The following is a 21139-nucleotide window of genomic DNA, read 5'->3' on the forward strand; positions in this document are numbered from 1 at the left end:
ACTCCGTTCCCGTCTGTGCCTGTGCCTGTGCGGGTGCCTGTGCGGGTCGTGACTACCGGGCGAGGGCCGCGACGCCCGCCTGGGCGAACTTCTCGTCGAGGTCGCCGCTGGGCGCGCCGGCCACGCCGATGCCGGCCACCGGGGCGCCCTTGACCTGCACCGGAGCACCGCCCCCGAGGAACAGGGTGCCAGGGATGTCCTTCAGGTTCGGGGCCTGCTCCAGGCGCTTGACCAACTCGGAGGTGGGGGCGTTCCAGGAGACGGCGGTGTACGCCTTCTTCACTGCGGACTCGGGGGACTGCGGGCCCGCGCCGTCGCCGCGCAGGGAGACGATGGTGTTGCCGTCGCGGTCGACGACCGCGACGGAGATGCGCTGGTTCTCCTTCTTCGCCGCGTCCAGCGTGGCCTGCGCGGCCTTGGTGGCGGCGGCCACGGTCAGGTGCGTCGTCTGCTGGAGGTTCCGGTTGCTCGTGTCGGCCTTGACCGCGGCGGCGGGGGCGGCGGCCGGGGAGGAGGCGCTCGCGGACATCGCGCCGAACGTGCCGGCCCCGAGGGCGGCGACGACGACGGCGCCGGTGACGACACGGGTGCGCGGCGACAGCTTCTTCATGGTGGCTCCTTGGTGATCCGGGGGCGGCCCGGTGGTTCGGTGTGCGGGGAGGCCCGGAAGAGGTCCGGGCGTTTCGCTCTGGTATCGATCCTCCCGGCGGATCCGGCCCCGTACGGTCGACGTACCGGCTGGAAGCGGCGCGCGGGTCGGCCGACGCCCCCGTCGGCCGATCGGTTGATGCGGGGGTGGCCGGATCGGGTCACCATGGAAGATCCGCGCAGGTCAGCAGGGTCTCAGCGGGCGGGTTCGGGCGAGACGGAATACGAGGTACGAGGTGGAGCACCGGAGCGATGCGCAGGCCCCGGAGGGGGACGGAGCCACCGGCTCCGCTTCCGGCCCGGGGGCTGGCTCGGGGGCCGGCCCGGGGGCCGACGCTGCACCCGGCTCGGGCTCCGGCCCGGGTTTCGCCTCGGGTTCCGGCGCTGCCCACGGCCCGGGCACCGGCCCCGGCACAAGCGCCAGCCCCCCGGGCACGGGCCCGGGCACAAGCGCCAGCCCCCCGGGCACCGGCCCGCGCACAAGCGCCGGCCCCGGCCCCGGCCAGGGTTCCGGCCCAGGGCCCGGCGCCGACCCCGACGCCCGCTGGCTCGCGCTCCTCATGCACGCCGCGTTCTTCCTGCTGCTCGGCGCCTCGCTGACCCGGTTCCTGATGCGGCACCCCGGGGAGGCCCGGACCCCGTGGATCATCGCCCTGTCGATCACCCTGGCGGTGCTGTACCTCCTGGGACCCGTCCTGGGTTCGCGTCCCACCCCGCGCCGGCTCTCCTGGCTCGGTGTGCTCGTCCTCGTCTGGATGGTGCTGGTCGTCCTCGCGCCGAGCTTCGCGTGGTGCGCGGTGCCGTTGTTCTACACCGGGCTGCGCATCCTGCCGCCGCGCGCGGCCCTCGCCCTGGTCGCTCTGCTCACCGCGTTCGTCGTGGCCGCGCAACTGCGCCTGGCCGAGGGGTTCGACCCGAATCTGGTCCTCGCCCCACCCGCGGTCGCCGCCGTGGCGACCGCCGTCTTCGTCCATATGCAGCGCCAGGCGGTACGCCAGCGGGAACTGGCCGGACGCCAGCGCGAGCTGATCGACGACCTGCTGCGCACCCGGCGCGAACTGGCCGCCACCGAGCGGCGCGAGGGAACCCTCGCCGAGCGTCAGCGGCTCTCCATGGAGATCCACGACACCCTGGCGCAGGGCCTGTCCAGCCAGCAGATGCTGCTCCAGGCGGCCGACCGCACCTGGAGCGCCGACCCGGACGCGGCCCGCCGCCACGTACGTACGGCCACCGGCATCGCGGAACGCAACCTCACCGAGGCCCGCCGCTTCGTCCACGACCTGGCCCCCGCCGACCTGGCGCAGGGCGGCGGCCTGGAAGCGGCCCTGCACACGCTGGCGGCCCGCGAGAGCGCCCAGGCGGAGGGCGCGATCACCGTCCACTGCCATGTGGAGGGCACTCCGCACGCCCCGCTGCCGGACCGGGTGCAGTCGGCCCTGCTGCGCATCGCCCAGGGGGCCCTGGCCAATGTGCGGGAGCACTCCGGGGCCACCGCCGCCGGGCTGACCCTGACCCACCTCGACGACCGGGTGGTCCTCGACATCGGCGACAACGGCCGCGGCTTCACCGTGGAGCCCGCGCCCGTCCGCAGCCCCGCCGCCGTGCGCGGTCACGGGCTCCCCGCCATCCGGGCCCGCGTGCACCAGCTCGGCGGCACGCTCACCATCGAGTCGGCCCCGGGCGAGGGCACGGTCCTCTCGGCGGCGATCCCGCTCGTGCCCGTCCCCCTCACCGCCCTGGAGGACCCCGTATGACCGGCCAAGGCCCGCAGACACCCCCCGTACGCATCCTGCTCTGCGACGACCACGTGGTCGTCCGCGCCGGACTGCTCGCCCTCCTCGGGAGCGAACCGGACATCGAGGTCGTCGGCGAGGCCGGCAGCGGCGAGGAGGCCGTGGTGCTCGCCGCCCGGCTCACGCCGGACGTCGTCCTCATGGACCTCCAGCTCGGCGAGGGCATCGACGGCGTCGAGGCGACCCGCCGCATCGCGGCCGACGGCACGGTGCACGTCCTCGTGCTGACCACGTACGACACGGACGCCGACATCACCAGGGCCATCGAGGCGGGGGCGACCGGTTATCTGCTGAAGGCGGAGCGCCCGGAGGAACTGTTCGCCGCGATCCGGTCCGCCGCCCAGGGCCGCACCACGCTCTCGGCCCCCGTCGCCAGCCGGGTCATGGCCCGGATGCGCAGCCCCCGCCCGAGCCTCACCGACCGCGAACGCGACATCCTGGCCCAGCTCTCCCAGGGCCTCGGCAACCGCGACATCGCCCGCGCCCTGTTCATCAGCGAGGCCACGGTCAAGACCCACCTGGGCCGGATCTACGACAAGCTCGGCGTCGACACGCGTGCGGGCGCGGTGTCGGTGGCGAAGGAGCAGCGTCTGCTTCCGTGAGCCGGGGCGCGAGGGGTGCGAGGGGTGCGAGGGGCACCAGGCTTGCGTGATCCGCCTGATCCCCCTGAGATCCGCTGGACCGTAGCGCGGCACACCGGCACACCGGCACACCGGCGCAGCGGCACAGCGGCACAGCGGCACAGCGGGACCGGGTGGCTCCGGAACTTTCGTCCAAGACAGACGCGCAGGAGTCGGCAACGGTAGGGGCATGCGCAGAAATCACGTGCGTCCCGCGCCTCGGGAGCACGATTCCGAGCACGGCTGGGAGGTCGCCCACTTCCTCGGCAGCACGGCGCTCGACGGGGTCCGGATGGCCGGCTTCCGTGACCGTGCCTCCGTCGGGCTGGACATGCAGGTGCTCCCCCAGCCCGTCGTGGTCCTCGTCATCGGGCTCGGGGACACCCCCCTCACGGTGGAGAGTGCCGCGGCGCGCCGGCCGCTGAGGAGCTTCGTCGCCTCGTTGTCGCCCGGCCCGGCCCGTGTCCGGGGCGAGCACGTCGAGTGCGTCGAGGTCTGTCTGCCACCCCTGGCCGCCCATGCGGTACTGGGCGTCTCCCCGCGCGAACTGGACGGGTCGGTCAACGGTCTGGAAGAGCTGTGGGGGCGGCACGCCCGCCACCTCCGCGAGCAGTTGACCGACGCCACGACGTGGCAGGAACGCCTGGCGCTGACGGACGCGTTCCTCGCGAAGCGGGCTGCCGGCACACCACCGGTATCACCCGAGGTCGCCGCCGCCTGGGACACCATCGTGGCCCGCCGGGGCCGGGTACGGGTCGCCGGCCTCGCCGCGTCCTTCGGATGGAGCCGCAAGCGGCTGTGGTCCCGGTTCACCGACCAGATCGGTCTCACCCCCAAGCGCGCCGCCATGCTGGTCCGCTTCGACCACGCCGCCCGGGCCCTCTGCGCGGGCGAGAGCGCCGACGCCGTCGCCCTCGCCTGCGGATACGCCGACCAGTCCCACCTCCACCGCGACGTCACGGCCCTGGCCGGGTGCGCGCCGCGCGCCCTGGCCGGCAGGTCCACGTCCGCCGGCTGACCTTCGCGCACGTACGCACCGCCCTTCGCGCACGTAGGCACCGCACGTACGCACCGCAGGTACCCATCGCACTTCGCACCGCACACAGTCGAGAGGAAACACCCATGACGAACACGAACGCCGATGTCACGGCAGCGGAGACGGCCGACCGCGATCTGGTCGTCCGGCTCGCGTTCGGGAGCATGGCGGCGCAGGCCCTGCGCGCGGCAGCCCGGCTGAGGGTGGTGGAACTGCTGGGCGACGCGCCGCGCCGGGCTGTCGAGGTGGCCGCCGAAGCCGGAGCCGAACCCCAGCCCATGGAGCGGCTGCTGCGTGCCCTGACCGGGCTCGGCCTGCTGCGGGAGCCCGCCCCGGGAACCTTCTCGGTGACCCCCGCGGGGGCGCTGCTGCACCCCGGCCGCCCCGACTCGCTCGCCTCGTTCGTCAGGATGTTCACCGAGCCGACGATCGTCCGTGCCTGGGAGCACCTGGACGACAGCGTCCGCACCGGCGAGGTCGCGTTCGACGGCGTGTTCGGCACCGACTTCTTCAGCCACCTCGCCCAGCACCCCGAGCTGTCCGCCGAGTTCAACGCGGCGATGAGCCAAGCCTCCTCGGAGACCGCCGCCGCCCTGCCGGGCGCCTTCGACTTCGGCCGGTTCGCCTCGGTCACGGACGTCGGCGGGGGCGACGGGACCCTCCTGGCCGGTGTGCTGGCCGCCCATCCCGGCCTCACCGGTGTCGTCCTCGACACGGCGGGGGGCCTGGCCGGAACGCCGGACACGATGGCGCGGCACGGGCTGGAGGACCGGTGCTCCCTGATCGCCGGAGACTTCTTCCACTCGGTGCCCGGGGGCTCGGATCTCTACCTGCTGAAGAGCGTCCTGCACGACTGGACGGACGACCAGGCGGTCACGATCCTGACCCACTGCCGTCAGGTGCTGCCGCCCGGCGGCGTCGTCCTGATCGTGGAGCCCGTGCTTCCCGACGCGGTCGACATCCGTGCCGACGTCACCGATGGCGGGGTCACCTACCTCAGCGACCTCAACATGCTGGTGAATCTGGGCGGCCGGGAGCGCACCCGCGATGACTTCGCGGAGGTGTGCCGCCGCGCGGGTCTGACCCTCACGACGGTCACCCCGCTCACCGAAGCCGCGCCGTTCGCCGTGATCGAGGCCGTGGCCGACTGACCTGCGCCGAACAGCCCTCGGACACCGGACGTTGGTGAAGTGCGCGCGGAGACAAAACCTCCGGGACGAACCCGGCGATCAGGTCTCCGCGAGCACCGCGTCGGCGGTCGTCGCCGTGACGGCGCGCTCGAACCACACATCGAGCACCGCAAGGTCCTTGCAGGCGGTGATCCGCTGCCGTGCTTCATCGGGCACCGTGACACCGCGCACCGCGAGAATCCGCAGAATGTCCTCGGCCCGGCCTTCGACGCGGCCTTCCACACGGCCTTCGTCGCGGCCTTCGTCGCGGAAGCTCTCGGCGACGAAGCCGCGGAAGTGACTGAGACCAGTGCCCATCAGGTTCCTCCAGATCTCACGGGCCGGGGTGGCTCCCAGACCCGCCTCGGTGAATTCGGCGAAAACCGCTGCGGCATCGGCGTCCGTGGCCCGGAGCGCCTCGGCAAGAGCCTCCAGTATGGCAGCGATGTCGTGATCGTTACTATGCGTGATCGCCGAGAAGACGGCCATCGGGATGTCGTCGGCCGCCCTGACGGCGTCCGTGACCATGGGTACGTTGTGCGGTCCGAGCACCAGGGGGTGAGCGACCAGGCTGGGGTGCTTGTCCAGGCCGATACGGATCGGCTCGGCTGCCCACTCCGCCGTCCCCTTGTCCCGGCAGACGACCAGGAGCACGCACGGGTAGCGGAACTTCGCGTAGAGGTGGGCGAGGTAGTACGCCCAGCTACTGCGCTTGTCCGGGTCCTTCTTGCCCTGGGCCTCGATCGCCAGCAACAGGGAGCCCCCGTCGGCCACATCGATGCGCAGCAGCGTGTCCACGTGCCGTTCGAGCGGCCTGATCTCCGTGAGATCGGTGTCCATGAGCGACACCGCGACAGGTTCCGGAAAGGGGATGCCCAAGGTACGGAAGGCACTCGCGAATAAACCCGGATTCTCCTGGAAGATCCGATGATGAGCCTCATGAGGCGAACTGACCATATGCCGGAGACTAGGAAGCGATCGGCATATGCGTCTGGCATACCTGCTCCGCTTCACCCGATCGTGTCGGTCCGCCCCGGACGGGCATGACACCATCGATCCGTGCTCGACATCGGCTACTCCCTCTCCCGCCGCTTCCCCGACCCCCCGCAGACCGACTACCGCCGCGCGGACGTCCGCGCGCTGCGGCACGATCTGTTCTCCGGCGACGTCTACCTCGCGGACACCAAGGCGGACCGCGAGGTGTCCACGGCCTGGGGATGGGTGCCGGTGCTGGACTTCGCGTGGGCGCTGTGCGACATCGTCGAGCAGATCGACCAGGACCCGCGCGGCAACCGCTCGCACCGGCAGCAGTACGCGGAGCTGGACTTCACCGAGTCATCGGACCGGATGATGTTCGAGCGGCGCTTCGGCTGGGTCGACGTCGAGGCGGACTGGATGCCCGGCGACGAGCCCCCGCTGACCTTCAGCCACTCCCTCCTGCGCCGCGAGGCCCGCGACTTCCTGCACGACCTGATCGCCGACCTGGCCGACATGCACGAGGGACTCGCCGACAACCCCGCGATCTGGGACCTCCAGGCCCGCTTCCCCCGCATGTGAGGCCCGCGCCGCCGCCCGAGGGCCTCACGCCTCCACTCGCACCCCGATCTGCGCCGCGAACGCCGGAGCCAGCTCCATCAGCTGCAACGGGCTGATCACCGCACCCGCCAGCCGGTCCACGCCCCGCGCGATGTCCAGCTCGGCCACCGCGCGAAGGTCCACCGACTCCATCCGGACCCCGCTGAAGTCCGCCCGCTTCAGCACGCAGTCCCGGAACTCGACGCGGACCAGATGCGCGTCACCGAAGTCCGGCTCGGAGAGCACACAGCCCTCGAAGACGACGTCCTTGAGCCGGGCCTTGCGCAGATTCAGGTAGTCGATCTTGCCGCCGCGCACCACCACCCGCTCCAGCACCGCGCCATGCAGCTGCACCCCGCCCAGGCGCGCGTCCACCACCTCCACGTCCCGCAGCGACGCCTCCGCGAGATCGGTGCCCACACCCCGTACGCCCGTCAGCACCGCGTCGATGAAGCGGGCCCGCGCCAGCTCCGTGCGGTCCAGGGTGCAGCCGTCCAGGGCGCAGTCCATGAACCGGGCGCCCCGGCCCGACGCGTCCGCCAGGTCCACCCCGTCGAACCGCACCCCGTCGTAGTCCCCGTCCGGCTCCAGGCCCTCGCCGTCGTAGGGAACGAGCGGTGGCAGCCGCACCTCCGGACGCCTCGCCGCCGCGATGGTGTCCTTCTTGCCCTTGACCGCCCTGGCCCCCCTGGTCGCCCCGGTCGCTCTGGTCGTCCTGCCCTCGCTCGCTGCCATGCCCCCATCGTGACGCACCCCACTGACAATCCCCCGTCGACCGTGTCACGAGCCGCCGCCCCCGATCCGTCGCATCATCAAAGACGCGAAGGAGATCCAGCCATGGAACACATCCACGTCATCGGCGGCGGCCTCGCCGGCCTCACCGCCGCCATCACCGCGGCCGAGTCCGGTGCGCGCGTCACCCTGCACGAGGGCCACCGGACCCTCGGCGGCCGAGCCAGGACCGCGGACGGGCCGTACCGCGCCAACGAAGGCCCGCACGCCCTGTACCGGCGCGGGCCGCACTGGACCTGGCTGACCCGGCGCGGTCTTCTCGGCGCCGTCGTCTCCGTACCGTCCCTCGAAGGCCTCCGCTTCCGTTTCCGCCGCGCGGGAGCCGCCCGCCGGACCCCGCCGGCGGCTCTGCTGCGGCTCGCCCGCCGGGCTCCCCGCACGGCCCCGGTCGACGTCGCCTTCCTGGAGTGGGCCGTCGGACAGGTCGGCGAGGAGGGTGCCCGGGCCGCCTCGAACTTCGCCGCCACCGCCCTGTTCCACCACGACCCGGGGTCGCTCTCCGCCCGGTTCGTCCAGGAGCGCCTGCACCGCCTGGCCTCGTTCCCGCCCGAGGCCCACTACCCGGTCGGCGGCTGGGCTCCGCTCGTCGAGCGGCTGGCCGGCCACGCCCGGGGCCTCGGGGTCGGCATCGAGACCGCCGCCCGCGTCGATGCCCGGATCCTCGGCGAGCTGGCCCGTACCGGACCGGTCGTCGTCGCCACCTCCCTCGACTCCGCCCGTGTCCTCCTCGATGACGCGTCCCTCACCTGGGACAGCGGCCGCACCGTCCTGCTGGACCTGGCGGTGCGCACCCGGCGCGGCGACGCGTTCGTCGTGTCGGACCTGGACGCGCCCGGCTGGCTGGAGCGGTTCACCGCCCAGGATCCCGGCCTCGCCCCGGCCGGCGAACAGCTGCTCCAGGGCCAGTTCCCGATCGGCCCCGACGCGCGCAGGGCGGAAGGGACCGCGCGGGCCGAGGAACTCCTCGACCTCGGTTTCCCCGGCTGGCGGGAGCGCACCACCTGGCGCGTCGAGGCCCTCGCCGACGGCCGCACCGGGGCCGTCGACCGCCCGGGCACCACCTGGCGGGACCGGCCCTCCGTCGTCCGGGGCAACGGGATCTTCCTGGCGGGCGACCAGGTCGCCGCCCCCGGACTCCTCAGCGAGGTCTCCTTCACCAGCGGCATCGAAGCCGCCCTGCTCGCCGTGAAGGCCGCCGGGCCGCGCTCCCGGGTGGGGATCCAGGACGGGGATCCAGGACGGGGGCCCAGGACGGGGGCCCAGGACGGGGGCCCAGGACGGGGTCTACGGGGTTGACCTCAAGCGCACTTGATGTATGAGGGTGGGGTCACAGCCCGCGGCGAGCACGGCCCGCGGCGCGACCCCATGGAGCTTGTCATGCGCGCTGTACGCCTTCACGCCTTCGGCCCCGCCGAGAACCTCGTGTACGAGCGGACCGAGGACCCCGTCCCCGGCCCCGGCCAGGTCCGTATCGCCGTGGCCGCGGCCGGGGTCCACGTTCTGGACACCGTTCTGCGGGAGGGAGAGCGCGGCCCGTACCCGGAGCCCGTCGGCCTCCCCACCATCCCCGGCCGCGAGGTCGCCGGAACCGTCGAGTCGGTGGGCGAGGGGACGGACCCGGCCTGGCTCGGCAAGCGCGTCGTCGCCCACATCGGCGTGGCGCCCGGCGGGTACGCCGAACTCACCGTCACCGAGGCCGACCGGCTCCACGAGATCCCCGAGAGGCTCGACGCCGCCGAGGCCGTCGCCATGATCGGCACCGGCCGCACCGCCCTCGGCATCCTCGGGTTCACCCCGCTCGGCCCCGATTCCGTGGTCGTCGTCACCGCGGCGGCGGGCGGGATCGGCACCCTCCTCGTCCAGTACGCGAAGAGCGCGGGCGCCACCGTGATCGCGCTGGCCGGCGGCCCGGCGAAGGTGGCCCGGGCGGAGGCCGAGGGCGCCGACCTCGCCCTCGACTACACCCGCCCCGACTGGCCGCGCCAGGCTCGTGAACACCTCGAAGCGGCGGGAGTGCGGGCCACCGACGTCTACGACTCCGTCGGCGGGACCACCGCCCGCGCCGCCGTGGACCTCCTCGGCCCCGGCGGGCGGCACGTGGTCTACGGCTGGTCGGGCGAGGGGCTCCACGACGGGGGCCCGCTCACCTTCACCGACGAGGAGCTGGCCGAACGCGCCATCACGTCCGGGTCCGTCCTCGGGCCGGGGATGATCGAGAACGGCGGCGGTCTGCGCGCGCTGGAGACCCGTGCCCTCGCCGACGCGGCGGCCGGCCGGCTGCGGCCCGCCGTACAGCGCTTCCCGCTCGCCGGGGCCGCCGCCGCGCACCGCGCGCTGGAGACCCGGGGCACGATGGGCAAGGTGGTCCTGGAGCCGTAGTCAGGCCCCGCGCCCGTCGGCCCCCAGACGGGTCAGCGCCCCGTCCGTCAGCCGGTACACCGTCCACTCGTCCTGCGGGCGCGCGCCCAGCGACTCGTAGAACGCGATGGACGGGGCGTTCCAGTCGAGCACGGACCACTCCAGCCGCTGGTAGCCGCGCTCCACGCAGATCCGTGCCAGCTCCGTCAGCAGCGCCCTGCCGTGGCCGCCGCCGCGCCGGTCGGGGCGGACGTACAGGTCCTCCAGGTAGATGCCGTGCACTCCGCGCCAGGTGGAGAAGTTCAGGAACCAGAGGGCGAAGCCGATCACCTCGCCGCTGTCGTCGTCGGCCGTCGCCACGTGCGCGAAGGCGGCGGGCCGGTCGCCGAACAGCGCCTCGTGCAGCTGGTCCTCGGTGACGACGACCTCGTCGAGGGCCTTCTCGTACTCGGCGAGATCCCGCACCAGGGAGTGCAGGGCGGGGACGTCTTCACGTGTGGCGGTACGAATCATGGGCGCAGCGTAAGCAACCCGGGGACCCGGCCACACCTTGTTTTGTTCTTCGCGGCTTCCGGCCAGGCCGCGGACCCGACTCCGCCCCTGGCTCCGCCCCTGCCCCCCTGCCCACGGCCCCGACCGGCGCGCGGGAGGCGGGCCCCTCACCGCCCCAGCAGCCGCCGGGCGATCTCCGCGTGGTCGGGGGCGATCCGACCCTCCCCGCCCTCCGCCGCCCACAGCCCGTTCTGGAGCACCCGCCCCAGCGTCCAGGCCCGCGCCCGCTCCCGGTCCCGCTCCAGGCCCAGCGCCTCCGTCAACGCGTCGAACCGCCACACCACCTCGTCGGCGTCGAAGAGGTTGTCCAACGCCGGGAACAGCTCGAATCCCGGGTCCCCCGCGAGCGGCTTCGGGTCGAGCGCCACCCACTCCCCGGCCCGCCCCGCGTCCGCGCGCCCGGCCAGGACGTTGTCGTAGTGCAGGTCCCAGTGCAGCAGCCGGTCCCCCGGCTCCCCCGCGACCTCCCGCACCGCCGCCGCGCAGTCCTCGACGAGCCGCCGGTCCTCGGCGTCGGCCAGCAGGCCCACCCTCTCCGGAACCGCCGCGAGCATCCGCTCCACCGCCCCGCCCAACGTGCGCAGCCCCTCCGGCGCGGGCACCGCCACCAGCCGGGCCAGCACCGCGCCGAGAACCGTCACCGCCTTCCGCACGTCGGCCTCGCCGGACAACGGCCTCCGCTCGTCGAGCCGTTCCAGCAGCATCGCACCGGACTCCGGGTCATGGCCGAGCAGTTCCACCGCCCCGGCCCCCGCGTCGGCCCACGCCCGCAGCGCGACCGGTTCGCCCGCCGTCTCCTCGTCCACCGACTGGAGTTTCAGCGCGGCGGGCCGCCCGTCGGCCTCCCGCACCACCGGCAGGACCAGCGCGCACATCCCGTACATCGACGGGCCGTCCGGCCGCAGCCCCCACCGCTCCAGGCACCGCTCGGCGAGGCCGGGCAGGGCGGCGACGAAGGCCCGGCCGGCCGCTCCGTTGTACTGGGACTGCGTGGCGATCAGTTCGTCAGGAATGTCGATCACCTCACCGATCCTAGGGACACCGATCCTGAGGTCACCGATCCTGGGGCCGCCGAACCTGGGGCCGCCGAACCTGGGTCACCGATCCTGGGGTCGCCGAACCTCATGGCCCGGCGTCGACCGGGCCATGACGGAACAGCCCCGCGCGCAGTAACGTCCCGCCACACGTACGCTCGGCATCTCACCGGACCGGGCAGGGACACCAGGGGCATCATGAGCACCGTCAGTACCGTCGTCGGCGGCATATCGTTCTGGTACGCGCGGGAGGGCACCCCCGCCCCGCGCGAACCCCTCCCCGGCGACACCAGCGTCGACGTCTGCATCGTCGGAGGCGGCTACACCGGGCTCTGGACGGCGTACTACCTGAAGAAGGCCGTCCCCTTCCTCAACATCACCGTCCTGGAAGCCAAGTTCTGCGGCTACGGGGCCTCCGGCCGTAACGGCGGCTGGCTGTACAACGGCATCGCGGGCCGTGACCGGTACGCCAAGCTGCACGGTCACGACGCCGCCGTACGGCTCCAGAAGGCGATGAACGACACCGTCGGCGAGGTCGTCAGGACCGCCGCGGAAGAGAAGATCGACGCCGACATCCACCAGGGCGGCGTCCTGGAAGTGGCCCACACCCCCTCCCAGCTCGCCCGGCTCAAGGACTTCCACAGCGTCGAGATCGCCTTCGGGGAGAGTGACCGGGTCCTGCGCGGCGCCCGCGAGACCGCCGAGCGCGTCCATGTGACGGGGGCCGTCGGCTCGTCCTGGACCCCGCACGGCGCCCGGCTGCACCCGGCCAAGCTGGTCAAGGGCCTCGCGGACGTGGTGGAGGCGCTCGGCGTGACCATCCACGAGTCGACGCCGGTCACCGAGATCAAGCCCAAGCACGCCGTGACGCCGTACGGCACGGTCCGCGCCCCGTACGTCCTGCGCTGCACCGAGGGCTTCACCGCGAGCCTCAAGGGGCAGAAGCGCACCTGGCTCCCGATGAACTCCTCCATGATCGTCACCGAGCCGCTGCCCGCCCGGATCTGGGACACGATCGGATGGGAGGGCCGCGAGACCCTCGGCGACCTGGCCCACGCCTACTTCTACGCCCAGCGCACCGCCGACGACCGCATCGCGCTCGGCGGCCGCGGCTACCCGTACCGCTTCGGCTCGGCCACCGACAACGACGGCCGCACCCAGCCCGCCACCGTGGCCGCCCTGCGCGATCTGATGGTCCGCCTCTTCCCCACCACGGCGGGCGTCCACGTCGACCACGCCTGGTCCGGCGTCCTCGGCGTCCCGCGCGACTGGTGCGCCACGGTCACCCTGGACCGCTCGACGGGTCTGGGCTGGGCGGGCGGTTACGTCGGCTCCGGCGTCGCCACCGCCAACCTCGCCGCCCGCACCCTGCGCGACCTGATCCAGCAGGACTCCGGGCAGGCGGGTCCGACGGATCTGACCACCCTGCCGTGGGTGAACCACAAGGTCCGCCGCTGGGAGCCGGAGCCCTTCCGCTGGCTCGGCGTCCACGGCATGTACGCGGCTTACCGCGCAGCCGACCGCCGCGAGAGCACTTCGCCGCGCCCCGGCACGGACCCCGTCGCCAGGGTGGCCGACCGCATCGCGGGCCGCCACTGAGCCACCGGGCCCGCAGGCCCGGGGCCCCAGGCCCGGGATCGCAAGCCCGGGCCCGCTCAGTCGCGCGGCCAGGGCCGTCCGTCGAGACGCTCGATGGAGAGGTTCAGGCGGCCGAGGGAGTCGGCGAGCTGCTGGGCCTCCTCGGGGGTCCAGTCCGTGAGGACCTTCGCGAGGCCCGCCATGTTCCTCGCCCGGTCGCTCTCCAGACGGCGTCCGCCCTCCTCGGTGATGGCGAACTTGCGGGCGATGCCGCCGTCGGGGTCCGGGATGCGCTCGACGACTCCGGCCCGCAGCATCGCGGCGGTCTGCCGGTTGAGCGTGGAGGCGTCCAGACGGAAGGCGTCGCCGAGCTGGCCGATGGACATGGGCCCCTCCACCTGGATCCGGCTGAGCAGGATGTAGGCGGACCGGTCGAGCTGCCAGTCCACGCGCGGGGTGACCATGTGCATGTACCGGCCGAGCAGCATCGTCTCGCGTTCGATCCGGTCGATGGGCTTGTCCACGCGCTGCTTCCTTCGTCGAACCAGGTCTCTCACGATAGATGTGCATCATGCATGCGCTGTGAATGATGCACAATCAATGTATCTTGCATAGTCGAACGCCGGGAACTCGGCCCGCAAGCGCGTACGTGGGAACGCGCAAGCGAGAGCGCCTACGCGAGAGCGAACGCTCCGGACGGACGCCCCGGACGAACGACCCGAACGAACGACCGGCCCGGAAGGGCAAGAGGGAGCAGTACCCGTGGAGAGTTCACCCCCCGCAGCCCGCCCGGGAGGCGTGGTCGGCATCCTGGCCTTCGCCGGCATCGTGGCGGCGCTCACCCAGACCCTGGTGGTGCCGCTGATCGCGGAGCTGCCGAAGATGTTCGACACCTCCGCGTCGAACGCCTCCTGGGTGATCACCGCCACCCTGCTGGCCGCCGCCGTGGCCACGCCCGTCGCCGGCCGGCTCGGCGACATGTACGGCAAGCGGCGCATGCTGCTCGTCTCGCTCGTGCCGCTGGTCCTCGGCTCGGTGGTCTGCGCCCTGTCCTCGTCCGTGGTCCCGATGATCGCCGGGCGCGGGCTCCAGGGCCTGGGCATGGGCGTGGTCCCGCTCGGCATCAGCCTGCTGCGTGATGTGGTGCCGGCCGAGAAGCTCGGCCCGTCCATCGCGATCATGAGCGCCTCGATGGGCGTGGGCGGCGCGCTGGGCCTGCCGTTCGCCGCCGCCATCGCGGAGAACACCAGCTGGCGGGTGCTGTTCTGGGTGGTCGCCGTGCTGGCCCTCGCGGTCGGGGCGCTGATCCTGGCCCTGGTCCCCGGGGACCGCCCGGCCACCAGGTCCACCGGCTTCGACCTGCTCGGGGCCGTCGGCCTCGGCACCGCCCTGATCTGTCTGCTGCTCGCCGTCTCCAAGGGCGCCGACTGGGGCTGGGGCAGCGCCACCACGCTCGCCCTCCTCGCCGTCGTCCTGGTGCTGCTGCCCGCCTGGGGCTGGTGGGAACTGCGCCTCAGCGAACCGCTGGTCGACCTGCGCGTCGCCGCCCGCCCTCAGGTCCTGATGACGAACACGGCCTCGATCCTGGTCGGCTTCGCGATGTACGCGCAGTCCCTCGTCGTGCCCCAGCTGCTCCAGCTGCCCGAGGCCACCGGCTACGGCCTGGGCCAGTCGATGCTGGCGATGGGCCTGTGGATGGCCCCGGCGGGCCTGATGATGATGGCGATGTCCCCGGTCGGCGCGAAGCTGTCCGCCGCCAAGGGCCCGAAGGTCACCCTGGCCGTCGGCAGCCTCCTCATCGCCGCCGGCTACGGCCTGTCCGTGCCGCTGATCGGCGCGGACTCCCCGTGGAGCCTGCTGATCGTCACCCTCGTCTGCAACTCGGGCGTCGGCTTCGCGTACGGGGCGATGCCCGCGCTCATCATGAGTGCGGTGCCCCAGTCCGAGACCGCGTCGGCGAACAGCTTCAACGCCCTGATGCGCTCGATCGGCACGTCCTTCGCGGCGGCGGTGATCGGCGTGGTCCTGGCCCGGATGACCACGGACTTCGGCGGCTTCCCGCTGGCTTCCCAGAACGGCTTCCGCGTCGCGATGCTCATCGGCTGCGGCGTGGGCCTCGCGGCGGCGGCCGTCGCCGCCCTCATCCCCGTACGCCCGGCGACCGCGCCCCTGCGGCCGGCCGCCGCGAGCGGTCCCGCAGGGGTGCCGGAGGCCTCGGAGTCCAAGGCCTGACCGTCCGTCGCACGTACGGAGCGCGGCCCGTGGCCCGGTGGCTGAACCGCCGGTCCACGGGCCGGACTTCGTACGGTGACCCGGCACGCGGGCACGACGCCGGGTCAAGCGGGGCAGCGGGGCAGCAGGTCGCGGATCAGGGCGTCACCAGATCGCGGGTCAGCAGGCCGGCGCGTCAGCAGGCCAGCAGGTCAGCAGGCCAGCACGCCACCAGATCGCGGGTCAGCGAGTCAGTCTCAGCAGTCGCCCGGCTCTCGCCGTCGCGACCAGCTCCTCGACGGTGGCGAGCTTCACCCGGGGCCGCCCGTCGCGCCGGCCCCGGTCCCGTTCGGCACGGTCGATCGCGGCCAGGCCCCGGGCGTCCACCACCCGGCGGTTACGCCGTCGGGCCAGGCGCCGGAACGCCTTGGCGTCGCCCGTCGCGGCGGGCAGCGTCCCGGCGACCGCGTCGGCCAGGAGCGTGCCGACCGTCTCGGCCGCGCAGGTGCGGTTCGCGCCGATCCCGCCGGAGGGCCCCCGCTTGATCCAGCCGACCACATAGCCGCCGGGCAGCCCGGCGATCCGGCCGCCCTCGTGCGGGACGGTGCCCGAGGCCTCGTCGAACGGCAGCCCCGGGACCGGCAGCCCCCGGTAACCGATGGCCCGCAACAGCATCCCGGCGGCCAGATCCACCGCGCCCTCGCCTCCGCCGTCGCCTCCGCCCTCGCCGCCACCGTCGGTGACCCGTACGGTGCGCATGTCCCCGTCGCCCCGGACCTCCACCGGCTCGGAGTGGAAGCGGAGCACGATGCGCCGGTCCGCCCCTCGACCGGGCCCGGGGGACGCGGCGGCCGTCCGCACCCGGGCGAGCCCCCGGAGCAGCCCGGCCCGGTCGCCCGCCCCGGCCGCGTCGATCGCCGCCCCCGTGCGCGGATCGTGGTCGTCCACCACCAGCTCCACGCCCGGCAGATGCTTCAGCGCGAGAAGTTCGGAGCGGGTGTACGCGGCGTCCCCGGGCCCCCGCCGCCCCAGCACCACCACCTCGCGGACCCGGCTCGCCCGCAGCGCCTCCAGCGCGTGGGCGGCGATGTCGGTGCCCGCGAGCGCCTCGGGGTCGGCGACCAGGATCCGGGCGACATCAAGGGCGACGTTGCCGTTGCCCACCACGACGACCCGCTCGGCGGACAGGTCGACGCCCCGCGCGACGGCCTCCGGGTGGGCGTTGTACCAGGCGACGAACGAGGTCGCCGACAGGCATCCCGGCCCTTCCTCGCCGGGGATGCCGAGCCGCCGGTCCGTGGAGGCGCCGACCGCGTAGATCACCGCGTCGTGGTGAGCGGCCAACTCCTCCGCCGTGACGTCCCGGCCCACCTCGATGCCCAGGTGCATCCGGACCCGGGGGTGGGAGTGGAACCGGGAGAAGGCGTCGCCGGCCTTCTTCGTCGCGGGGTGGTCGGGGGCCACGCCGTACCGGACGAGCCCGCCGGCCACCGGCAGCCGGTCGATCAGGGTCACCTCGGCGGCCGTGTGCAGCAACAGGTCCTGCGCCGCGTACATCCCGGCGGGCCCGGTGCCGACGACGGCCACCCGCAGCGGCCCGAAGTCGGACGGCAGGCTGCGCCCGAAGACCGGCTCACCCCAGACGTGGAAGTTGGGCCCGTCCGTCGCCCCGGGGGCCGGCTCCCCGCCCTCGTAATAGGCGGCGTTGATGCCGGCGTACTCCCGCTGTGCGGCGGACAGCGCGTCCACCGGGAAGATCGCGTCCACCGGGCAGGCGTCCGCGCAGGCGCCGCAGTCGATGCACGCCCGGGGGTCGATGTGGAGCATCTCCGTACTGCCGAAGGCGCGTTCCTCGGGCGTCGGGTGGATGCAGTTGACCGGGCAGACGGCCACGCAGGTGGCGTCGTTGCAGCAGGTCTGGGTGATGGCGTAGGTCATGGCCCCGGCTCAGATCAGGTTCGCGCGCTTGTAGAACGCGAGGGCGGGCTTGGTGAGGAGGCGGGCGGAGGCCAGGAAGTCCATCAGCCCCGAACAGCTGGACCGCATCATGGACTTGTGGTGCTCGTTGCGCCGGGCGGCGGCCAGCGCGCGCTGCTTGTCCAGCCCGGCCCTCCGGTAGACCTCCGGATTCACCATGCTGGTCACGATGAAGTACGAGGCGACGGCGACGACGAACGCGTTGAGCTGCCGCCGGACCCACCCGGCGCCCTCCAGGCGCTTGAGGGTCTCGTCCCGGGCGAACTTCATGTGCCGGGACTCCTCCACCACATGGATGTTGTTGATGGTGCGGACGAACGGCACGACCCGCTCGTCGCGCATCCAGTCCCGCTGCATCACGTCGAGCACTTCCTCGGCGACCAGGATCGCCGCGTACGCCGCCTCGCCGAACGCCAGCGTCTTGAAGGCCCTGCCCAGCTCCATCACCGCACGGCGGGGGCGGTAGTGAGGCGCCCCGAGCTTCTTCGCACCGCGCGCGAACATGATCGAGTGGCGGCACTCCTCGGCAATCTCGGTGAGCGCCCACTGGAACTCCGCGCCCGCCGGGTTCTTCATGTAGATGTCGCGCAGCACCATCTGCTGGAGAATCATCTCGAACCAGATCCCGGTGCTGGCGACCGAGGCCGCCTCCTGCCGGGTCAGCTCCTTGCGCTGCCCCTCGGTCAACTCACCCCAGTACGCGGTCCCGTAGAGGCTGCACCACTCCGGGCTCGCGCCGTGGAACTCCTTGTCCAGCGGCGTCTCCCAGTCCACCTCGGTGGCCGGGTCGTACGCCAGCTGCGCGGCCGAGTCGAGCAGCCGCCGCGCGACGTCGTCGCCCTCGGGACTCTCCTGGACCTTCGACGGAACGGTGCTGCCGGCCATGCTGCGGCTCCTTGGGTCGAGTGCGGTGATCCTCGATCGTGGTGAGGTGCGTACATCGGCCGAACGCTGCGTACGCAATCGGCTCGCGCTGTACGGGGTCGGGTGGCGCTGTGTGCTGTGTGCTGTGTGCTGTGTGCGGTACGGGATCACCGGGGCCGGGGGCGGCGGCCCGCGCCGGACCGGACACCGGCCGACCCGGGATCCTTGTTAGACGCAAGGTATAACAAGGATCCCGGGTCGCCTACCCCCCGGTAGAAATCGGTACGGACGCTCACCACATCTCCTCGCCCCGAGGGCGGTTCGGGCGCTGTTCCTCCCCCCAGGTGACCGGCAGGGAGACCACTCCGTAGATGCTGGAGCGTTCACGCAGCGGCACTTCCCCCGGCGGGACCGCGAGGCGCAGAGAGGGTAAGCGGGCGAGGAGCGCCGGGAGCGCCACGGTCATCTCGACCCGCGCGAGCTGCTGACCGAGGCACTGGTGGGGGCCGTGACCGAAGGAGAGATGCCCGGTGGCCCGGCGACGGATGTCGAGCCGGTCCGGCTCGGGGAACCTGCGCGGATCACGGTTGGCCGCCTGCACGGAGACGGTCACCGTCTCCCCCGCCCTGATCAGCTCGCCCGCCACCTCGACGTCCTCCAACGCGGACCGCAGCAGCGGGTCGGCCACGCTGAGGTAGCGCAGCAGCTCCTCCGCGGCCGGCCCGGCGAGATCAGGGTCGCCGCGCAGGGCTTCCAGCTGGCCGGGGTTGGCCAGCAGGGCGAAGACGCCCAGGCCGAGCATGTTCGCGGTGGTGTCGAGCCCGGCGGCGAGGAGGAGTCCGCCGATCCCGGCCAGCTCCTCGTCGCTGAGACCGGAGGCGGCGGGGCCGGGGGCGGCGGACTCGGGGGCGGGGCCACCGGACTCGGGGGCGGGGCCACCGGGCCCGGTGGCCGCGAGATCGCTGAGCAGGTCGTCGGTGGGCTCGGCCCGCTTGGCGAGGACGAGTTCACCGACGTATCGGAGCAGCCCCGCGTAGGCCTCGTCCCTGGCCCCGGCGTCGGCCGCCTGGTCGAAGATGACCTCGACCAGCCCCAGAAAGCGCCCCCGGTCGGCGTAGGGCACGCCGAGCAGCTCGCAGATCACCAGCGTGGGCACGGGCCGGGCGAAGGCCTCCACCAGGTCGGCCGTGGGTCCGGCCTGCTCCATGGCGTCCAGGCAGTCGGCGGTGAACCGCTCGATACGACCGGTCAGTTGACGCATCCGGCGCACGGTGAACCGGCCGGCGAGCAGCCTGCGGTAGCGGGTGTGCTCCGGGGCGTCGAGGCCGATGATGTCGCCGACGGGCGCCGGCGGCAGCTCCCCCGGCGCGCCCTCCATCGCCATCGGCAGGTGCAGGAGCTCGTAGCGGGAGCTGAAGCGCGGATCGGCCAGCACCGCGCGGGCCGCGGCGTGCCCGGTGACCAGCCGGCCCACGTGCCCGTCCGCGTAGCGGAGGCGGCGGACCGGCCGGTCGCTCAGCGCGGTGAGGGCGGCGGGCGGATCGAAGGGGCAGCCGGTGTGCCGGTCGGTGGGCAGGACGGGCGGCTCGTCGGCGGTCGCGGAGTCGGTGGCCGGGTCGTACGCCATCAGGTTCTCCCCAGGTCGTCGGATCGAGACAAGACATCGGATCGAGGCACCCGAGCTGAAGCCATCGGGGCGACGTCATCAGGGCGGGAAATCACCGGGGGTCCTGGCCGAACTTCGAGGTCGCCCAGAAGTAGCCGAGCACTACGAGCCCGAGGCTCCATCCCAGGGCCAGCCAGCCGTTGTGGCCGATCTCGGTGCCGAGGAGCAGGCCGCGCAGGGTCTCGATGACGGGGGTGAAGGGCTGGTACTCGGCGATCGGCCGGAACCAGCCCGGCATCGTCTCCACCGGGATGAAGGCGCTGGACAGCATCGGGAGCAGCACCATCGGCAGGGCGTTGTTGCTGGCGGCCTCGGCGTTCGGGCTGATGAGGCCCATGCCGACCGCGACCCAGGTGAGAGCGGCGGAGAAGAGCACGAGCAGCCCGAACGCCGCCAGCCACTCCACGAGCGTGGCGTCCGTGGAGCGGAAGCCGATGGCCACGGCGACCGCGCCGACCAGGACCACGCTCAACACGCTCTGCAGCACGCTGCCGACGACGTGGCCGATGATCACGGAGCTGCGGTGGATCGCCAGGGTGCGGAAGCGGGCGATGATGCCCTCGGACATGTCGGTGGAGACGGACACCGCGGTCCCGACCACGGTGGATCCGACGGTCAGCATCAGGATGCCCGGGACGATGTAGGCGATGTAAGCGGAACGGCCGCCCCCTCCGCCGCCGATGCCCGCGCTCATCACGTCGCCGAAGATGTAGACGAAAAGCAGCAGGAGCATGACAGGCGTGAGGAGCAGGTTGAGGGTGAGGGAGGGGTAGCGCCGGGCGTGCAGGAGGTTGCGGCGCAGCATGGTGTTGGTGTCGCGGACGGCGAGGGCGAGGGTGCTCATCGGAGGTTCTCCTTCGGCTGGTCGGCCTGTGCGGGCACGGTGGTGGAGGCGGTGAGGGCGAAGAACACGTCGTCGAGGTCGGGGGTGTGGACGGTCAGTTCGTCGGCCTCGATGCCGGCGGAGTCGAGCCGGTCGAGGATGGAGCGCAGTTCGCGCTGGGTGCCGTCGCTGGGGATGGAGAGCGACAGGGAGTCGTCGTCGGGGGCGGCCGCGGTCAGTGCGGTGGCGGCGGACCGGTAGGTGTCGGGATCGGTGAAGCGGAGCTTGACGTGGCCGCCGGGGACGATGCGCTTGAGCTGCTCGGCGGTGCCTTCGGCGGCGATCTTCCCGTTGTTCAGTACGGCGATGCGGTCGGCGAGTTCGTCGGCCTCTTCGAGGTACTGGGTGGTGAGGAAGACGGTGACGCCGTCGGCGACCAGGCC

The 21139-nt window shown here is 73.0% G+C and carries 19 protein-coding genes and 1 pseudogene; 9 read left to right on the forward strand and 11 right to left on the reverse strand.

The window, feature by feature from the left end:
* Positions 1 to 52 precede the first annotated feature (52 nt).
* Positions 53 to 610, reverse strand: a complete 558-nt coding sequence (locus tag AB0F29_RS34405; RefSeq protein ID WP_361880681.1) for a heme-binding protein — start codon at positions 608 to 610, stop codon at positions 53 to 55.
* Between the two features lie 274 nt (positions 611 to 884).
* Here AB0F29_RS34405 and AB0F29_RS34410 point away from each other — a divergent pair, with 274 nt between their 5' ends.
* The 4 genes from AB0F29_RS34410 (at position 885) to AB0F29_RS34425 (ending at position 5248) form a co-directional block, all read left to right on the forward strand.
* Complete coding sequence (locus AB0F29_RS34410; RefSeq protein WP_361880684.1) at positions 885 to 2402, forward strand: sensor histidine kinase; 1518 nt, start codon at positions 885 to 887, stop codon at positions 2400 to 2402.
* Positions 2399 to 3043: a response regulator transcription factor gene (locus tag AB0F29_RS34415; protein WP_215111152.1), complete on the forward strand. Its 645-nt coding sequence runs from the start codon at positions 2399 to 2401 to the stop codon at positions 3041 to 3043. The genes AB0F29_RS34410 and AB0F29_RS34415 overlap by 4 nt, the downstream gene beginning before the upstream one ends.
* A 208-nt stretch (positions 3044 to 3251) precedes the next feature.
* Positions 3252 to 4079, forward strand: coding sequence for a helix-turn-helix domain-containing protein (locus tag AB0F29_RS34420; RefSeq protein WP_361880687.1), 828 nt, complete (start codon positions 3252 to 3254; stop codon positions 4077 to 4079).
* Between the two features lie 104 nt (positions 4080 to 4183).
* Entirely contained in the window at positions 4184 to 5248 is a 1065-nt protein-coding gene (locus AB0F29_RS34425) for a methyltransferase (protein ID WP_361880690.1), read from the forward strand.
* A gap of 78 nt (positions 5249 to 5326) precedes the next feature.
* Here AB0F29_RS34425 and AB0F29_RS34430 read toward each other — a convergent pair whose 3' ends face one another.
* The gene (locus tag AB0F29_RS34430; RefSeq protein ID WP_361880693.1) at positions 5327 to 6223 is read right to left on the reverse strand and encodes a hypothetical protein; all 897 of its coding nucleotides are present in this window, start codon (positions 6221 to 6223) and stop codon (positions 5327 to 5329) included.
* A gap of 102 nt (positions 6224 to 6325) precedes the next feature.
* On the opposite strand from AB0F29_RS34430, the gene AB0F29_RS34435 reads away from it, so the two are divergent.
* A complete protein-coding gene (locus AB0F29_RS34435; RefSeq protein ID WP_361880696.1) occupies positions 6326 to 6823 on the forward strand; it encodes a hypothetical protein in 498 nt (165 codons plus the stop codon).
* 24 nt (positions 6824 to 6847) lie between these two features.
* Here AB0F29_RS34435 and AB0F29_RS34440 read toward each other — a convergent pair whose 3' ends face one another.
* On the reverse strand, positions 6848 to 7576 hold the full coding sequence (locus AB0F29_RS34440; protein WP_018959780.1) for a pentapeptide repeat-containing protein: 729 nt from the start codon (positions 7574 to 7576) through the stop codon (positions 6848 to 6850).
* A gap of 102 nt (positions 7577 to 7678) precedes the next feature.
* On the opposite strand from AB0F29_RS34440, the gene AB0F29_RS34445 reads away from it, so the two are divergent.
* Both AB0F29_RS34445 and AB0F29_RS34450 read left to right on the forward strand, forming a co-directional pair.
* Positions 7679 to 8929, forward strand: a complete 1251-nt coding sequence (locus tag AB0F29_RS34445; RefSeq protein WP_361880699.1) for an NAD(P)-binding protein — start codon at positions 7679 to 7681, stop codon at positions 8927 to 8929.
* An 81-nt stretch (positions 8930 to 9010) separates the two neighbouring features.
* On the forward strand, positions 9011 to 10012 hold the full coding sequence (locus tag AB0F29_RS34450) for a zinc-binding dehydrogenase (RefSeq protein WP_361880702.1): 1002 nt from the start codon (positions 9011 to 9013) through the stop codon (positions 10010 to 10012).
* Here AB0F29_RS34450 and AB0F29_RS34455 read toward each other — a convergent pair whose 3' ends face one another.
* Together AB0F29_RS34455 and AB0F29_RS34460 are read right to left on the reverse strand one after the other, a co-directional pair.
* Positions 10013 to 10504 (reverse strand): GNAT family N-acetyltransferase, encoded by a 492-nt coding sequence (locus AB0F29_RS34455; RefSeq protein ID WP_361880705.1) that lies wholly within the window; start codon positions 10502 to 10504, stop codon positions 10013 to 10015.
* A gap of 146 nt (positions 10505 to 10650) precedes the next feature.
* Positions 10651 to 11565 carry an aminoglycoside phosphotransferase family protein gene (locus AB0F29_RS34460; protein WP_361880708.1) on the reverse strand — a complete coding sequence of 305 codons (915 nt, stop codon included), beginning with the start codon at positions 11563 to 11565 and terminating at the stop codon, positions 10651 to 10653.
* A gap of 210 nt (positions 11566 to 11775) precedes the next feature.
* Here AB0F29_RS34460 and AB0F29_RS34465 point away from each other — a divergent pair, with 210 nt between their 5' ends.
* On the forward strand, positions 11776 to 13176 hold the full coding sequence (locus AB0F29_RS34465) for an FAD-dependent oxidoreductase (RefSeq protein WP_361880711.1): 1401 nt from the start codon (positions 11776 to 11778) through the stop codon (positions 13174 to 13176).
* 56 nt (positions 13177 to 13232) lie between these two features.
* Here AB0F29_RS34465 and AB0F29_RS34470 read toward each other — a convergent pair whose 3' ends face one another.
* Positions 13233 to 13679 (reverse strand): MarR family transcriptional regulator, encoded by a 447-nt coding sequence (locus AB0F29_RS34470; RefSeq protein ID WP_361880714.1) that lies wholly within the window; start codon positions 13677 to 13679, stop codon positions 13233 to 13235.
* 238 nt (positions 13680 to 13917) lie between these two features.
* On the opposite strand from AB0F29_RS34470, the gene AB0F29_RS34475 reads away from it, so the two are divergent.
* On the forward strand, positions 13918 to 15387 hold the full coding sequence (locus tag AB0F29_RS34475; protein ID WP_361880717.1) for an MFS transporter: 1470 nt from the start codon (positions 13918 to 13920) through the stop codon (positions 15385 to 15387).
* Between the two features lie 222 nt (positions 15388 to 15609).
* Here AB0F29_RS34475 and AB0F29_RS34480 read toward each other — a convergent pair whose 3' ends face one another.
* The 5 genes and pseudogenes from AB0F29_RS34480 to AB0F29_RS34500 form a co-directional block, all read right to left on the reverse strand.
* Positions 15610 to 17304: an FAD-dependent oxidoreductase gene (locus AB0F29_RS34480; protein ID WP_361880720.1), complete on the reverse strand. Its 1695-nt coding sequence runs from the start codon at positions 17302 to 17304 to the stop codon at positions 15610 to 15612.
* 9 nt (positions 17305 to 17313) lie between these two features.
* On the reverse strand, positions 17314 to 18228 hold the full coding sequence (locus AB0F29_RS34485; RefSeq protein WP_361880723.1) for a diiron oxygenase: 915 nt from the start codon (positions 18226 to 18228) through the stop codon (positions 17314 to 17316).
* A gap of 271 nt (positions 18229 to 18499) precedes the next feature.
* On the reverse strand, positions 18500 to 19834 hold the full coding sequence (locus AB0F29_RS34490; RefSeq protein ID WP_361880726.1) for a cytochrome P450: 1335 nt from the start codon (positions 19832 to 19834) through the stop codon (positions 18500 to 18502).
* A 91-nt stretch (positions 19835 to 19925) separates the two neighbouring features.
* Positions 19926 to 20717 carry an ABC transporter permease gene (locus tag AB0F29_RS34495; RefSeq protein ID WP_361880728.1) on the reverse strand — a complete coding sequence of 264 codons (792 nt, stop codon included), beginning with the start codon at positions 20715 to 20717 and terminating at the stop codon, positions 19926 to 19928.
* Positions 20714 to 21139: pseudogene (locus AB0F29_RS34500) on the reverse strand (ABC transporter); the annotation flags it as partial. The pseudogene AB0F29_RS34500 and the gene AB0F29_RS34495, both read right to left, overlap by 4 nt.

The sequence above is a fragment of the Streptomyces sp. NPDC026589 genome, assembly GCF_040638385.1.
Classification (GTDB): domain Bacteria; phylum Actinomycetota; class Actinomycetes; order Streptomycetales; family Streptomycetaceae; genus Streptomyces.